The following is a 15,488-nucleotide window of genomic DNA, read 5'->3' on the forward strand; positions in this document are numbered from 1 at the left end:
GCGATTCTCGTTTGTTTTTTGTTGGCGGCAGCCTGCACTTCGCGGCCTGCGCCGGTCGTCTCTCCACGGCGGACCGTCGTGCTGACCGATTCGGTGCTTCGCTGCGGCGGAAGCGATACCGTCCGGTTCGGGCGGCTGCATTCGGGCGAGGTGGGTGTGTCGCGCTTGTGGTTCGAGAACCGCACTTCGCGGCCTGTCGTTATCGTTTCTGTGACAAGGAGTTGCGGTTGCACTTCGCTTTCGTACGATGCCGCGCCGATTCGTTCCGGCGAGGTCCGGGCTGTCGAGGTGTCGTTCGATTCGCGCGGGGAGTTCGGCTGGCAGTTCAAGCGCGTCGACCTCTTTTTCGCAGGCTCCGCACAGCCTTTCCGGCTTTTCGCCGAAGCCGACGTCGAGTGATTTTTGCGCGCCCGACCACTCAGGGTTCGGCCGTTGTCAGCCTTCCGTGGTCGTTCCAATCTCCGTACAGCGTGCCTTTCCGGGTGTTTCCGATGAATTTGTCGAGCCGGCTTCGGAACAGGGCAGGGCGCGCTTCTTTCAGATATTGAATCCGGTCTATGCGTACCCGCTTGTAGAGTTCCGGCAGACGTTGGTAGTTCTCCCACAGCACAGGGTCGGATTGCAGTTCCCGTAAAATATCTTCGTCGACAGCGAATCCGTTTTCCGACATGTCGGGCCAGACCGCTCTGCCCGCTTCGGTCATCAGCCCGAGCCGTTCCAGCCGTCGGCACCGTTCTTTGTTCAGTTCCGTCCAGTTGCCCCGGGCTTTTCGGGGCGAGAGTTTCTGCACGGTTATCTCTTCGGCCGTTTTTTGACGGTGCTGTCGATCCATCCGAAGCACAGCGCCTCTTCCACCGCATCGACGTACCAGAAAGTGCCGTCGTCCTTGGGTTTGCCGCGTTTCACCGCCACCCAGCATTCGCGTTCCGTCCGATGGTTCCGCATCAGCCATTCCCGCAATTCGGTTCTCGATTTCGCTGTCAGAAGATTCTTGATTTCCATCGGGGTGCGCCTGCATATAAACTGAAATCGCCGCTATCGGTTGACTTACAACGTTTAGCGACGATTCTTCCGTGAACCCGCTGGGGCTCGAACCCAGGACCCCAACATTAAAAGTGTTGTGCTCTACCTGCTGAGCTACGGATTCTCCGTGTGCCAATCGGGGCATGGCGCCCTTTTTGGTGGTGCAAATGTATGGATTATTTTTGTTTTACCAAAATAAAACGCCTATTTTTGTAGGCGTCAACCGCAAAATCAGTTTCTATAAATCATATCGTTTATGTGTAAAGCCTTGATTATCGGCGCGGGGGGTGTCGGGACGGTCGTCACGCAGAAGATCGCCGCCAATCCCGTCTTCACCGACGTGATGCTCGCCAGCCGCACCAAATCCAAATGCGACGCCGTGGCCGCCGCCATCGGCGGGGGACGGGTCAAGACCGCGCAGGTCGACGCCGACAGCGTCGCCGAGCTGTGCGAATTGTTCCGGGCGTTCAAGCCCGACATCGTCGTCAACGTCGCCTTGCCGTACCAGGACCTCACCATCATGGATGCCTGCCTCGAGTGCGGGTGCAATTACCTCGATACGGCCAATTACGAGCCCAAGGACGAGGCGCATTTCGAGTATTCGTGGCAGTGGGCTTATCAGGACCGGTTCAAGGCTGCCGGGCTCACCGCTATCCTCGGCTGCGGTTTCGACCCGGGCGTCACGGCCATCTTCACCGCCTACGCCGCCAAGCATCATTTCGACGAAATCCATTACCTCGACATCGTCGATTGCAACGCCGGTAACCACGGGATGGCTTTCGCCACCAATTTCAACCCCGAAATCAACATCCGCGAGGTCACCCAGAAGGGGCGTTACTTCGAGAACGGCAAGTGGGTCGTCACCGAGCCCCACGAAATCCACCGGCCGCTCAATTATCCCGGCATCGGCGAGCGCGAATCCTACGTCATCTACCACGAGGAGCTCGAGTCGCTCGTCAAGAATTATCCGACTATCCGCCGCGCCCGTTTCTGGATGACTTTCGGGCAGGAGTACCTCACGCACCTGCGCGTCATTCAGAATATCGGCATGGCCCGCATCGACCCCATCCTTTACAACGGCGTCGAAATCGTCCCCATCCAGTTCCTCAAGGCCGTGTTGCCCGACCCCAAGTCGTTGGGCGCCAATTACCACGGGCAGACTTCCATCGGGTGCCGCATCCGCGGTGTGAAGGATGGCAGGGAGCGGACCTATTATATCTACAACAACTGCGACCACGAAACCGCTTTCAAGGAGACCGGTACGCAGGCCGTCAGCTTCACCACCGGCGTGCCCGCCGCGTTGGGTGCTTCCATGTGGGCCAAGGGGCTGTGGCGCGGTGCCGGGGTCTTCAACGTCGAGGAGTTCGATCCCGATCCGTTCCTCGCCGAGCTCGGGCCGCAGGGGCTTCCCTGGCACGAGTTGTTCGACGTCGACATCGAGGTGTAGACGGCGTATTTCCAAGCAGACAAGGCGCAAGGTGTCCGGCAGGCATCTTGCGCCTTGTTTTTTCCGCCGGGGCGGTCCGGGTGGTATAAATGCGTATTTTTCTGCGGCTCCCGCGGTTTTTGCCGATGATTTTGTTAAATTTGTCCGGCTTTTTTCCTTCGGATAACCATGATCGACTTTTCGCAGCTGCCCGCCCCTTGTTTCGTGCTCGACGAAACTTTGCTCGACCGCAACCTTGCCATCATCGACCGCGTGCGCCGCGAGTCGGGCGCCGAGATTATCGTCGCTCTCAAGGCGTGCGCCATGTGGAGCATCTTTCCCGGGCTCGCCGCCCATTCCGACGGGGCTACGGCTTCTTCCGCCGCCGAGGCCCGGTTGGTCTTCGAGGAGTTCGGGCGTCCGGCCCATACCTATGCCCCCGTCTACAGCGACCGCGATTTCGACGAAATCATGCGTTGCAGCGACCATATCACCTTCAATTCCGTCGCTCAGTTCGCGCGTTTCGGTCAGCGGGCCCTCATCAACGGCATTTCATGCGGCCTGCGCATCAACCCCGGTTATTCGCCCGTCGAAACCGACCTTTATAATCCCTGCGTCGCCGGTTCGCGTTTGGGCATCGTGCCCGAGCAGTTGGACGAACTGCCTGCCGGGGTCGAGGGGCTGCACTTCCATGTTCTCTGCGAATCGCGGCCCGAGCATCTGCAAAAGGCGCTCGACGCCGTCGAGCAGCGTTTCGGCCGTTTCCTCGACCGTATCAAGTGGCTCAACATGGGCGGCGGTCATCTGATGACCCATGCCGATTATGACTGCGACGGGTTGATTCGTATCTTGAAGCGGTTCAAGGCCCGCCATCCTCATCTGCGGCTGATTCTCGAACCGGGCAGCGCCTTTACATGGCGTACCGGATACCTCGTTTCGACGGTCGAGGACATTGTCGAGAACGGCGGCGTCACGACCGCCATGCTCGACGTGTCGTTCGCCTGCCACATGCCCGATTGCCTCGAAATGCCCTACAAGCCCGCTATCGTCGGGGCGCATGAGCCAGCTCCCGGCGAAAAGCGGTGGCGCATGGGCGGCGCCAGTTGCCTGGCGGGCGATTATTGCGGCGACTGGGCTTTCGACCGCGAGTTGCAGGTGGGCGACCGCATCGTCTTCGAGGACATGATCCACTATACGATGGTCAAGACCACCATGTTCAACGGCGTGCATCATCCCGCCATCGTCATCGTCCGGCGCGACGGCCGGACCGACCTCGTCCGCAGCTTCGGTTACGAGGATTTCAGAAACCGCATGTCATAACCCAAAACTCAGATAGATGGAAAAATTCGTTCCCACTTCCTATACGCTCGAATGCGTGGCCACCGGCCGCGAGTTCGAGGACGAAGGCTGGACGCTCGAGGACCGCGCCTGCAAAACGCCGTCGCTCGTCCGGGCCCGATACGCCAAGAAGCAGTTGGAGGTCCGGCCCTCCGAATTCGGGCTCTACAAGTTCGCCGACTGGCTGCCCGTGCGCCGGATGCTCAAAGGTTCGTCGGCGCCCGTCACTTACCGCAGCAAGGGGCTGGGCAGGTACCTCGGGCTCGAAAATCTTTGGATTACGTTCAACGGTTATTATCCCGCCGTCGGGGCTTCCATGACGACTTGTTCGTTCAAGGAGACCGAGGCTTATTCCGTTTGCGCGCGCGCTGCCGAGCACGAGGACCGTGTGTTGGTCGTCGCTTCCGCAGGCAACACGGCACGGGCTTTCGCCAAGGTTTGTTCCGACAACAATATCAAGCTCTTGCTGGCCGTGCCCCACGACAACATCGCTGCCTTGTGGTTCGCCGAGCCGCTCAATCCCTGCGTCAAGTTGATTTCGTGCGAGAAGGGCGGCGATTACTTCGACGCCATCCACCTCTCCAACCTTGCGCTCAAGGCCCGCGGTTTCTACGCCGAGGGCGGGGCCAAGAACATCGCCCGGCGCGACGGCATGGCTACGACCGTGCTTTCGGCCGTCACGACCATCGGCCGGATTCCCGACTATTACTTCCAGGCCGTCGGGTCCGGAACGGGAGCCATCGCCGCCTGGGAGGCCAACATGCGGCTTATCGAGGACGGCCGTTTCGGCTCCAACATCATGAAGCTGATGGTGTCGCAGAATGCGCCTTTCGTGCCCATGTACGACGCTTGGCGGGCCGATTCGCGTCAGATGCTGCCTTACGACGACGACAAGGCGCGCCGCGATGCCGAGATTATCGACGCCAAGGTGCTCTCCAACCGTCGGCCGCCTTACGGGGTGGTCGGGGGGCTCTACGATGCGCTCAAGGCTACCGACGGCGACGTCTTCGTGGCCACCAACGCGCAGGCCCGCAAGGCCGCCCGGCTTTTCCAGGAGTTGGAGAGCGCCGACATCCATCCTGCGGCCAGCGTCGCAACGGCATCGCTTATCAAGGCCGTGGCCGACGGCAAGGTGGCGAAAGATGCTACCGTCATGCTCAACATCACGGGCGGCGGCGAGCAGCTGTTCAAGGAGGGCAAGGAGCTCTGGTACCTCAAGCCGAGCCTCGTTTTCCCGCTCGATCCTTCTTTGGACGACGTGGTGGCCAAGGTCGAAGAGCTGTTCAAGTAAAACTTCGGATATTATGCGTAAATTGCTCGTTGCTATCGCTTTTGCGGCGGTCTCTGCTCCGGCGTTCGCCCAGCAGGCCGAGGGTTTCGACCAGTCGGTCAACCGTTGGCTCCATTCCAACCGGGGCGAGAATTACCCGCGCTTCACGCCGGACCAGGTGTGCGGCATCGCCGACAACATCATCGCCTATCAGAACGAGGACGGCGGCTGGCCCAAGAACCTCGACATGATGTCGCGGCTCGACCGCGATTCGGTGGTGGCGGCCCTCAAGCCGCGGAGCCGCCGCAGTACGCTCGACAATTCGGCTACCCATGCGCAGGTCGAGTACCTCTGCGAGGCTTACCGGACCACGGGCGAGGAGCGTTTCCGCGATGCGGCGCTCCGCGGCATGGAGTATATCCTCGGCACGCAGTATCCCAACGGCGGTTGGCGCGGCTGGGACGCCGATGCCATTACGTTCAACGACGATGTCATGTACGGCGTGCTCTCCTTGTGGCTCGAAATCATCTACGCTAAGCCGCGCTTCGCATGGGTCGACCCGGCGTTTCGCGAGCGTATCCGCGCTTCGTGGGACCGCGGGCTCGATCTGGTGCTCCGGTGCCAGTGGGTGCGCGACGGCGTCAGGACCGTTTGGGCCCAGCAGTACGACCACGGGACCTTGCAGCCCGTCAAGGCGCGTTCCTACGAGTTGCCGGGACTGGTGGCTGGCGAAAGCGCCAACATCGTCATGTTGCTGATGCGCATCCGCAAGCCCTCGCCCGAGGTCGTCGAGGCGGTCAAGGCCGCCGTTGCATGGTTCGATGCGAATAAGATTACGGGCAAGCGTATCGTCACGGTCGCCGTGCCCGAGGGGCTGCCCGAGGACCGTTCGGTGAAAAAGGACCGTCGCATGGTCGACGACCCCGATGCCGCTCCCATCTGGGCGCGTTATTACGAGCTCGGCGGCGACCGGTTCTTCCTCTGCACCCGCGAGGGGGTCAAGGTCTATTCGTTGGCCGAAATGCCTGCCGAGCGGCGTTCCGGTTATTCGTGGTTCGGCGATTGGGGCAACAAGGTGCTGAAAAAGTATCCTTCGTGGCTCGCCAAGGTCGAAAAACAGGCGGCCAAGAAGAAGTAATATCCCGAAAATGCCTATCTTCGCGGCGGTTTGGAACGCGGCTCGCAGCCGGACCCGTTCCCGACCGCCGCTTTTTTTACAACTAACTCATTCAATTCACAGCATGAAAAACATTCTTCCGAAGCAGGCTCCCTGCTGGCGTCGGTGGAACCGCAAGGGCTGGTCGGCTTTTGCGAGTCTCCATCGTGCCGTCACGATCGGAGTGCTCTCGGCGGGGATGTCCATTCTCTTGCTCGCGACGCAGAGCGCATCTGCACAGCCCGCCGACACGGCCGCCGTTCTCAGGGAACTGCGTATCCGTGAGGTCGGCGTCTCGGGGAGCCTCGCGGCTCCTTTGCGCAACGTTCAGTCGCAAACCCCGCTTTTCGACCGGAAAGCGCAGGCCGCAGCGCCTTATCAGACGCTCGAAGCCGCGCTGCGCACCGCGCCGTCGGTCGATCTTCGCGAACGTGGGGGCAAGGGTACGCAGGCGGACATCTCCATTCGCGGGGGTTCTTTCGACCAGACCATGATTCTTCTCAACGGCATCGACTTCACCGATGCCCGGACCGGCCACCAGTCCCATTCGCTGCCCGTCGACCTCGACTGCATTTCGGGCGTCGATTTGTTGGAGGGCATTCCCGGCGTCGGCGCCTATGCCGGAGCCGTGAATATCCGCACCGCGCCGCTCCTGCCGCGTTATCTGCGGTTCGAGGGGGCAGGCGGGCAGTACGGCTACGCCTATGCCAACCTCTCGGGCGCCGTCACGGCCGGGCGTTTCTCCGTCCTGGGGGCCGCTTCCTACCGTCGCAGCGACGGGTACCGCCACAACACCGATTTCGATACTTACAACGCGTTCGTCCGCGCTTCGTGCGAGGTTCCGCGGGTCGGGTTCTTCGACTTGCAGGCCGGTTATCAGAACCGTGCTTTCGGGTCGAACGGCTTCTATGCCGCCTACAACCCCGAGCAGTGGGAGCATACCTCCACGGCGTTGGCTTCGCTGCGGTGGCTCCGGCAGGCCGGGCGTTTCTCGTTGGGCGCCGCCGTCAGCTATCGCAAGAACTTCGACCGCTACGACTGGACCCGCGGCACCCCCATGAACCGCCACAATACCGACCATGCAGGGGCCAAGTTGTGGGCCGACTGCGAGTGGGCGGGCGGCGTCACGACCTTGGGCGGCGACTATGCGTTCGACCATATTTACAGCACCAACCTCGGTGAGCCGCTGGCCGTTCCTCACGGCGATTATTCCAAGGCCAAGGCCCGCCATACCGGGAACCTTTTCCTGCGGCATACCAAGCAGTGGCGGTGTTTCGACCTCGCGTTGTCGGGCGGCGCCAGCTTCACGCCTTACGGTCCCGCCGCTTTGTGGAGCGTTTCCGGCGGTTACGCTCCTGCCCAGGGGCTGCGTCTGAGCGTCGGCGCGTCGCAGTCGATGCGGCTGCCCACCTTCACCGACCTTTACTATTCGTCGCCTGCCCAAATCAACAACCTCGATTTGGTTCCCGAAAAGGCCGTTACGGTGCGTTTGGGCGCCGAGTATGCGCGGGGGCGGTGGTTCGCGTCGGTGTTGGGTTACTATCGCGCCGGGCGCGACATCATCGACTGGGTGTGGCATCCCGAGGACGACCCCGTCGAGGAGTGGCGCGGCAAGTGGCATTCCGAGCAGAGCAGTGCGCTCGATACTTTCGGCGTCGAGGTCGCGGGCGGTTATGCCTCCGCTTCGGGTTTCCTGCGGCGGATGACCCTTTCCTATGCCTTCGTCTCCATCGACCGCCGTTCCGATTTGATTGCCAAGAGCGCCATGGACTTTCTGCGCCACAAGGCCGCTTTGACGGCCGAGGTGCGGTTCCTGCGCCGGATGTCGTTCGCGCTGACCGCCACGGTCGCCGACCGCAACGGCAGCTACACCCATTATCCCGTGCCGGGCGACAGTTCGGTTTCCGAGACGCGCGATTTCGCGCCGTTCTTTCTGCTCGACGCCCGTCTGGCGTGGGAGAAAGGCATCTGCCGCATCTATGTCGACGGAACCAACATCACCGACACTGCTTATTGCGACATGGGCGGCATCCCGCTGCCCCGCGCATGGGTCACGGCCGGCGTCGTGCTGACCATCGGCAGACGTTGATTTTTCCAGGGCGGTTCGTCCGCCTGTTTCCGGCTGCATCTTCGGCCCGGGACCCGCAAGGGTTCCGGGCTTTTTTCGCAAAGATGAATCCCTGCATGAAAATGAACGATTCGTTGCCCGTCTGCCGAAAAATTCCTACATTTGTATAGAATCGAAAAAAATCATAATACAATCATCGTCATGGAGCAAAGAATCGTAGAGTGCGTCCCCAATTTCAGCGAGGGGCGCGATCGGGAGGTCATCCGGCAGATTACCTCGGCCATCGGGCAGGCGGGCGGCGTCAAGGTGTTGGACGTCGACCCCGGCGAAGCTACCAACCGCACGGTCGTCACTTTCGTCGGTTCGCCCGAAGCGGTCGTCGAAGCGGCTTTCCAGGGGGTGAAGCGCGCCGCCGAGCTCATCGACATGCGCCGCCACAAGGGGGCCCATCCGCGTATGGGGGCCACCGACGTGCTTCCGCTGATTCCCATTTCGGGCGTTACCTTGGAGGAGTGCGCCGCCTTGTCGCGCGACCTCGCCAAGCGCATCGCCGATGAGTTGCGGATTCCGACTTATTGTTACGAAGCCGCCGCTTTCCGCCCCGAGCGCAAGAATCTGGCCGTCTGCCGCGCAGGCGAGTACGAGGCGCTGCCCGAGAAGCTGGCGCATGCCGATTCCGCCCCCGATTTCGGGGCCCGGCCCTACGACGAGGGGGTGGCCCGCACGGGTGCTACCACCGTCGGGGCCCGCGACTTCCTCATCGCCGTCAATTTCAACCTCAATACCACCTCCACCCGCCGCGCCAACGCCATCGCGTTCGACGTCCGCGAGAAGGGCCGCCCCGTCCGCGAGGGCAACCCCATTACGGGCAAAATCGTGAAAGACGCCGACGGCAATCCCCTCATGCAGCCCGGTACGCTCAGGGCGACCAAGGCCATCGGCTGGTTCATCGAGGAGTACGGCATCGCGCAGGTTTCGATGAACATCACCGACATCGCCGTCACGCCTCTGCACGTCGCTTTCGACGAGGTGTGCCGCAAGGCCGACGCCCGCGGCGTGCGTGTCACAGGCACCGAAATCGTCGGGCTCGTTCCCAAGCGGGCGTTGGTCGAGGCCGGAAAATACTTCCTCCGCAAGCAGCACCGTTCGACGGGTATCGCCGAGGAGGAGATTGTCCGTACGGCCATCAAGTCCATGGGACTGGGCGATTTGAAGCCGTTCGTCCCCGAGGAGAAGGTCATCGAATACCTGCTTGAAGCGGAGGTTGCGAACAAGCGGCTTATCGACATGACCTGCAAGGCGTTCGCTCACGAGACTGCCAGCGAGTCGCCCGCTCCGGGCGGCGGTTCGATTTCGGCCTACATGGGGGCTTTGGGCGCCGCCCTCGGGGCCATGGTCGCCAACCTCTCGGCTCACAAGGCCGGGTGGGACGAGCGTTGGGAGGAATTCTCCGACTGGGCCGACCGGGGGCAGGCTCTCCTCTCCGAGTTGCTGCACTTGGTCGACGAGGATACCGCGGCTTTCAACCGCATCATGGACGTCTTCGCCATGCCCAAGTCCACCGACGAGGAGAAGGCCGCCCGCAGCGAGGCCTTGCAGGCCGCGACGCTCTACGCCACGCAGGTGCCGCTTCGGACCATGAAAGCCGCCGTGCAGGTCTTCGACCTCGTGCAGGCGATGGCCGCCGAGGGCAATCCCAATTCGGTTTCCGATGCCGGGGTGGGGGCCTTGGCCGCCCGCAGCGCCGTGCTGGGGGCTTGTCTCAACGTCAAAATCAACGCCGCCGGGCTGAAAGACCGTGCCGCGGCCGATGCCCTCGTTGCCGAAGCCGAAGCGTTGGCCGCCGAAGCCGACCGCCGCGAAAGGGAGGTGCTCGCCGTTGTCGAATCCAAAATCCAATAGTTATGACCTTGCAAGAGTTTCAGGATGATATTCGCGCCGGGATTCCCGACCGGCTGCCCGCTGCCAAGCCTTACGACAGGCAGATCAACCATGCGCCGCGCCGCAAGGAGATCCTTTCGCCCGAGGAGCAGGTGCTCGCCTTGAAGAACGCCCTGCGTTATTTCCCCGAGAAGCACCACGCCGTGTTGGCCAAGGAGTTCGCCGAGGAGTTGCGCAAGTACGGACGTATTTATATGTATCGGCTGCGTCCCGACTACGAAATGTATGCCCGGCCCATCGACGAGTATCCGGCCCGCTGCCGGCAGGCCGCGGCCATCATGATGATGATTCAGAACAACCTGGACAAGGCCGTGGCGCAGCATCCCCACGAGCTGATTACCTACGGCGGCAACGGCGCCGTCTTTCAGAATTGGGCGCAGTACAGACTGACGATGAAATACCTCTCCGAGATGACCGACCGTCAGACGCTGGTCATGTATTCGGGTCATCCGCTCGGTTTGTTTCCGTCGCATCCCGACGCTCCGCGCGTCGTCGTCACCAACGGCATGGTCATTCCCAATTACTCGAAGCCCGACGACTGGGAGCGGATGAACGCCCTCGGCGTCTCGCAGTACGGGCAGATGACTGCCGGGTCCTACATGTACATCGGGCCGCAGGGCATTGTCCACGGCACCACCATCACCGTGCTCAACGCCGCCCGCAAGCGTTTCACGAACGGCCGCAGCGACACACGCGGCATGTTGTTCGTCTCGTCGGGCCTCGGCGGCATGTCCGGCGCCCAGCCCAAGGCGGGCAATATTTCGGGCGTCGTGTCGGTCATCGCCGAAATCAACCCCAAGGCGGCCGCGAAACGCCACGAGCAGGGTTGGGTCGACGAGCTGCATGAATCGCTGGATGAATTGATGCCCCGTATCCGGCAGGCAGTCAGCAGGAAAGAGGTCGTTTCGCTGGCTTACGTCGGCAATGTCGTCGACCTTTGGGAGCGGCTCGCCGCCGAGGAAATCGCCGTCGACCTCGGTTCCGATCAGACTTCGCTGCACAATCCGTGGGCGGGCGGTTACTATCCCGTCGGCTTGAGCTACGAAGCGTCCAACAAGATGATGGCCGAGGAGCCCGGCCGCTTCCGCGAGTGCGTGCAGGAATCGCTTCGCCGGCAGGCCGATGCCATCAACAAGCTCACCGGGCGCGGCATGTACTTCTTCGACTACGGCAATGCTTTTCTGCTGGAGGCCTCGCGCGCCGGTGCCGCCGTGGTGGGCGAGGGCGGACGCTTCCGCTATCCCTCCTACGTGCAGGACATCATGGGTCCCATGTTCTTCGACTACGGGTTCGGCCCGTTCCGCTGGGTCTGCACTTCCGGCAGGCCCGAGGACCTGGAGCTGACCGACCGGCTCGCCGCCGAGGTGTTGGAGGAGATACGCCGCACGGCACCCGAGGAGATCCGCGGCCAGCTCGACGACAACATCCATTGGATTCGCGAGGCCGGGCGCAACAAGCTCGTCGTCGGTTCGCAGGCCCGCATCCTCTATGCCGACTGCGAGGGCCGCACTAAAATCGCCCTGGCATTCAACCGCGCCATCGCCGAGGGGCGGCTGTCGGCTCCCGTCGTGCTGGGCCGCGACCACCACGACGTCTCGGGCACCGATTCGCCTTACCGCGAGACTTCCAACATCTACGACGGTTCGTCGCGCACGGCCGACATGGCCGTGCAGAACGTCATCGGCGATTCGTTCCGCGGCGCCACCTGGGTTTCGATCCACAACGGCGGCGGCGTAGGCTGGGGCGAGGTCATCAACGGCGGTTTCGGCATGGTCGTCGACGGGTCGGAGGATTCCGACCGCCGCATCCGCGACATGCTTTTCTGGGACGTCAACAACGGCATCGCGCGCCGCAGTTGGGCCCGCAACGAGGGGGCCCTGTCGGCCATCCGCCGCCAGATGGAGCGCACACCCGGACTGAAAGTCACGCTGCCCAATTCCGCCGACGAAGATTTGGTTCGCAGCGCATTGAAAAACTAACTGTTAAAACGTTTTAATTCCTATGGAGCTTCACCATATTTCCGCCGAGCATCTTTCGGTCGGCCGGGTCCGCGAAATCCTCGAAAAGCACCTCCGGCTGGCGCTCTCCGACGACGCCCGCAGGCGCATCGTCCGTTGCCGCGAGTACCTCGACCGCAAGATGGAGAACCCCGAGCGGCCCATCTACGGCATCACCACGGGGTTCGGTTCGCTGTGCAACATTTCGGTCGGCCGCGACGACTTGGCCGCCTTGCAGAAGAACCTTGTCATGTCGCACGCCTGCGGCACGGGCGAGCGGGTTCCGGCCGAGGTCGTGCGGCTGATTCTGCTGTTGAAAATCCAGTCGCTTTCCTACGGCCATTCGGGCGTGCAGCTCGCTACCGTCGAGCGTCTTATCGACTTCTTCAACAACGACATACTCCCGGTTATCTATCAGCAGGGTTCGCTCGGTGCTTCGGGCGACCTGGCGCCGCTGGCCCACATGAGCCTGCCGCTTCTCGGGCTCGGCGAGGTCGAGCATAAGGGCCAGGTGCGTCCGGCTTCGGAGGTGCTGGCCGAAATGGGGTGGCAGCCCATCGAGTTGCAGTCCAAGGAGGGGTTGGCGCTGCTCAACGGCACGCAGTTCATGAGCGCCTACGGCGTTTGGTCCGTGATCGAGGCCGAGCGGCTCAGCGAGTGGGCCGATACTATCGGCGCCCTGTCGCTCGAAGCCTTCGACGGCCGCCCCGAGCCTTTCTGCGACGAGGTGCACGCCGTGCGTCCGCATGCGGGGCAGATCGCCACGGCCCGCAACTTCCGCCGCCTGCTGGAGGGCAGCGAAATGATTGCCCGGCCCAAGGAGCATGTGCAGGATCCCTATTCGTTCCGTTGCATCCCGCAAGTACATGGTGCATCGAAAGATACGATTGCTTATGTCAAGCAGGTCCTGACCACCGAAATCAATTCCGCCACCGACAATCCCACCGTTTTTCCCGACGAGGACATGGTCGTCTCGGCCGGTAATTTCCACGGCCAGCCCATCGCCCTTGCGATGGATTTTCTGGCGGTCGCCGTGGCCGAGCTGGGCAATATTTCCGAGCGGCGTATCTATAAGTTGATTTCCGGTTCGCGCGGACTGCCCAGTTTCCTGGTCGCCAAGCCGGGGCTCAACAGCGGGTTCATGATTCCGCAGTATGCCGCGGCTTCCGTCGTCAGCCAGTCCAAGGGGCTCTGCATGCCCGCGTCGGTCGATTCGATCCCCTCCTCGCAGGGGCAGGAGGACCATGTGAGCATGGGTTCCAATGCCGCCACCAAACTTTTTCGTGTGGTATGCAATACGCAGCGCGTGCTGGCCATCGAGCTCTTCAACGCCGCGCAGGCTTTCGAGTTCCGCCGTCCGCTGCACACGTCGCCCGTGCTGGAGCGGCTGTTGGCCGATTACCGCAGGCAGGTGCCGTTCATCGACGACGACACGGTCATGTATCCCCATATCCGCACCTCCGTCGAATTCCTGCGCCATGAGAACGCTCGTTAAGAACATCGGCAAGCTCGTCGGCATCCAGCTTTCGGGGCGTCAGCGCCTGTGCGGGGCCGAGATGAACCGTCTGGAGACCCTCGACAATGCGTGGCTGCTCGCCGAAGACGGGCGGATTGCCGCTTTCGGCCGCATGGACGACTGCGGTTCGGGCGTCGCGGCCCGGGTGGTCGATGCCGAGGGCGGGATGCTTTTCCCGTCGTTCTGCGATTCGCACACCCATCTGGTCTACGCCGGGAGCCGCGAGCAGGAGTTTCTGGACAAAATCAACGGACTGAGCTACGAGGAAATCGCCCGGCGCGGCGGCGGGATTCTCAATTCCGCCGACCTGCTGCACGAGACTTCCGAGGAGGAGCTCTACCGGCAGGCAATGGGGCGCGTGCGCGAAATCATCCGCATGGGTACGGGCTGCGTGGAGATCAAGAGCGGCTACGGACTTTCGACCGAGGACGAGCTGAAGATGCTGCGCGTCATCCGCCGCATCCGCGAGACGGCGCCGCTGGCCGTGCGGGCTACTTTCCTCGGGGCCCACGCCGTCGCCCGGGCTTACGCAGGGCGGCAGGCAGAGTATGTCGACCTCGTTTGCAATGAAATGTTGCCCGCCGTGGCGCGCGAGGGGCTGGCCGATTTTGTCGACGTCTTCTGCGACGCCGGATTTTTCACCGTCGGCGAGACGGCCCGCATCCTCAAGAAAGGGCGCAAATTGGGTCTGCGCGCAAAAATCCACGCCAACGAGCTGGCCGTTTCGGGCGGCGTGCAGGCGGGGGTGGCCCACGGCGCGCTGTCGGTCGACCACCTCGAAAGCATGGGACCCCGCGAAATCGAGGCGCTGGCAGGTTCCGAGACTATGCCGACGCTGCTGCCCGGCGCGGCGTTCTTCCTCGGGATGAATTATCCGCCTGCCCGCGACATGATACGCGCAGGGCTGGGCGTCGCCCTCGCTTCGGACTACAATCCCGGTTCTTCGCCTTCGGGCAACATGCGCATGGTCGTCTCGCTCGCTTCCATCCGGATGCGGATGACCCCGGCCGAAGCCGTCAACGCCGCCACGATGAACAGCGCCTATGCCATGGGCCTAAGCCGCGATTACGGGTCGATTACGCCCGGCAAGGTCGCCAATTTCTTCCTGACGGCCCCCATGCCGTCGGTCGAGTTCTTCTCCTATGCCTATCAGACGCCGCTGATTCGGCGGGTGTTCCTGCGCGGCGAGGAGTATACGGAGCAGTCCTAAGCCTCCGGCGTTTTGAACGTTGTTAAAACGTTTTAGCAGCGGCCGAATTCTTTATTCGCGGGCCGTTGCTTCGGCATATTGTTCGTCGTCCACCGGGCCGAGCCAGGTGTTGCGGTTGCTCTGCGGATTGGCTTCGACGGCCAGATGGGCGAACCAGCTGTCGGGTGCGGCTCCGTGCCAGTGGACGGCGTCGGCCGGAATCTCCACCACGTCGCCCGGATGCAGTTCGCGCGCAGGTCGGCCTTGGGCCTGATAGTAGCCGCGTCCGGCCGTCACGATAAGCAGCTGCCCGCCCGAGTGGCTGTGCCAGTTGTTGCGGCAGCCCGGCTCGAACGTCACGTTGCTGACGGGGCAGTTGAGCGCCGGGTCGGCGGTGAGACGGGCCAGCCAGGCCTGCCCGATGAAATACTGCGAAAACTGCTCGGGGAGTTTTTCGCCCTGCGGAAAGATTTGCTCGAAAGAGTGTTCCATTGCGGTGTCGGGATTTTGCATGCAGCCGCCGAACGTCAGCAGCAGCGGGATGAACAGCGATTTTTTCATGCG

The 15,488-nt window shown here is 62.4% G+C and carries 11 protein-coding genes, 1 tRNA gene and 2 pseudogenes; 10 read left to right on the forward strand and 4 right to left on the reverse strand.

Going from position 1 to position 15,488, the window contains the following annotated elements:
• Positions 1 to 18 precede the first annotated feature (18 nt).
• The gene (locus tag QVG21_RS06850; protein WP_287923373.1) at positions 19 to 399 is read left to right on the forward strand and encodes a DUF1573 domain-containing protein; all 381 of its coding nucleotides are present in this window, start codon (positions 19 to 21) and stop codon (positions 397 to 399) included.
• Between the two features lie 19 nt (positions 400 to 418).
• Here QVG21_RS06850 and QVG21_RS06855 read toward each other — a convergent pair whose 3' ends face one another.
• The 3 genes and pseudogenes from QVG21_RS06855 to QVG21_RS06865 all read right to left on the reverse strand — a co-directional run bounded on the left by QVG21_RS06855 (position 419) and on the right by QVG21_RS06865 (position 1,147).
• Positions 419 to 703 carry a YdeI/OmpD-associated family protein gene (locus QVG21_RS06855; protein ID WP_502871764.1) on the reverse strand — a complete coding sequence of 95 codons (285 nt, stop codon included), beginning with the start codon at positions 701 to 703 and terminating at the stop codon, positions 419 to 421.
• A 39-nt stretch (positions 704 to 742) separates the two neighbouring features.
• A pseudogene (locus QVG21_RS06860) lies at positions 743 to 1,002 on the reverse strand (YdeI/OmpD-associated family protein); the annotation flags it as partial.
• A 72-nt stretch (positions 1,003 to 1,074) separates the two neighbouring features.
• Positions 1,075 to 1,147: transfer RNA gene (locus tag QVG21_RS06865), tRNA-Lys, on the reverse strand.
• A gap of 132 nt (positions 1,148 to 1,279) precedes the next feature.
• Between QVG21_RS06865 and QVG21_RS06870 the strand changes: the two genes are divergently transcribed.
• From QVG21_RS06870 to hutI, 9 genes are all read left to right on the forward strand, one after another.
• Positions 1,280 to 2,470, forward strand: coding sequence for a saccharopine dehydrogenase family protein (locus QVG21_RS06870; protein WP_251213777.1), 1,191 nt, complete (start codon positions 1,280 to 1,282; stop codon positions 2,468 to 2,470).
• Between the two features lie 168 nt (positions 2,471 to 2,638).
• On the forward strand, positions 2,639 to 3,769 hold the full coding sequence (nspC, locus tag QVG21_RS06875; protein WP_287923378.1) for a carboxynorspermidine decarboxylase: 1,131 nt from the start codon (positions 2,639 to 2,641) through the stop codon (positions 3,767 to 3,769).
• Between the two features lie 16 nt (positions 3,770 to 3,785).
• Positions 3,786 to 5,078 (forward strand): cysteate synthase, encoded by a 1,293-nt coding sequence (locus QVG21_RS06880; protein WP_287923380.1) that lies wholly within the window; start codon positions 3,786 to 3,788, stop codon positions 5,076 to 5,078.
• 13 nt (positions 5,079 to 5,091) lie between these two features.
• Entirely contained in the window at positions 5,092 to 6,195 is a 1,104-nt protein-coding gene (pelA, locus tag QVG21_RS06885; RefSeq protein ID WP_287923382.1) for a pectate lyase, read from the forward strand.
• A gap of 103 nt (positions 6,196 to 6,298) precedes the next feature.
• Positions 6,299 to 8,302, forward strand: coding sequence for a TonB-dependent receptor plug domain-containing protein (locus QVG21_RS06890; RefSeq protein ID WP_287923384.1), 2,004 nt, complete (start codon positions 6,299 to 6,301; stop codon positions 8,300 to 8,302).
• Between the two features lie 180 nt (positions 8,303 to 8,482).
• Positions 8,483 to 10,183, forward strand: a complete 1,701-nt coding sequence (gene ftcD / locus QVG21_RS06895) for a glutamate formimidoyltransferase (protein ID WP_287923387.1) — start codon at positions 8,483 to 8,485, stop codon at positions 10,181 to 10,183.
• Between the two features lie 2 nt (positions 10,184 to 10,185).
• Positions 10,186 to 12,201, forward strand: a complete 2,016-nt coding sequence (hutU, locus tag QVG21_RS06900; RefSeq protein ID WP_287923388.1) for a urocanate hydratase — start codon at positions 10,186 to 10,188, stop codon at positions 12,199 to 12,201.
• Positions 12,202 to 12,223: 22 nt separating this feature from the next.
• Complete coding sequence (hutH, locus tag QVG21_RS06905) at positions 12,224 to 13,714, forward strand: histidine ammonia-lyase (RefSeq protein WP_287923390.1); 1,491 nt, start codon at positions 12,224 to 12,226, stop codon at positions 13,712 to 13,714.
• Positions 13,698 to 14,945 (forward strand): imidazolonepropionase, encoded by a 1,248-nt coding sequence (gene hutI / locus QVG21_RS06910; protein WP_287923393.1) that lies wholly within the window; start codon positions 13,698 to 13,700, stop codon positions 14,943 to 14,945. Before hutH ends, hutI begins: the two co-directional genes overlap by 17 nt.
• A gap of 63 nt (positions 14,946 to 15,008) precedes the next feature.
• Here the strand turns inward: hutI and QVG21_RS06915 are convergent.
• Positions 15,009 to 15,485: pseudogene (locus QVG21_RS06915) on the reverse strand (cupin domain-containing protein); the annotation flags it as partial.
• Positions 15,486 to 15,488: the final 3 nt, after the last annotated feature.

The sequence above is a fragment of the Alistipes sp. UBA6068 genome (assembly GCF_949428155.1).
In the GTDB taxonomy this organism is placed as follows: domain Bacteria; phylum Bacteroidota; class Bacteroidia; order Bacteroidales; family Rikenellaceae; genus Alistipes; species Alistipes muris.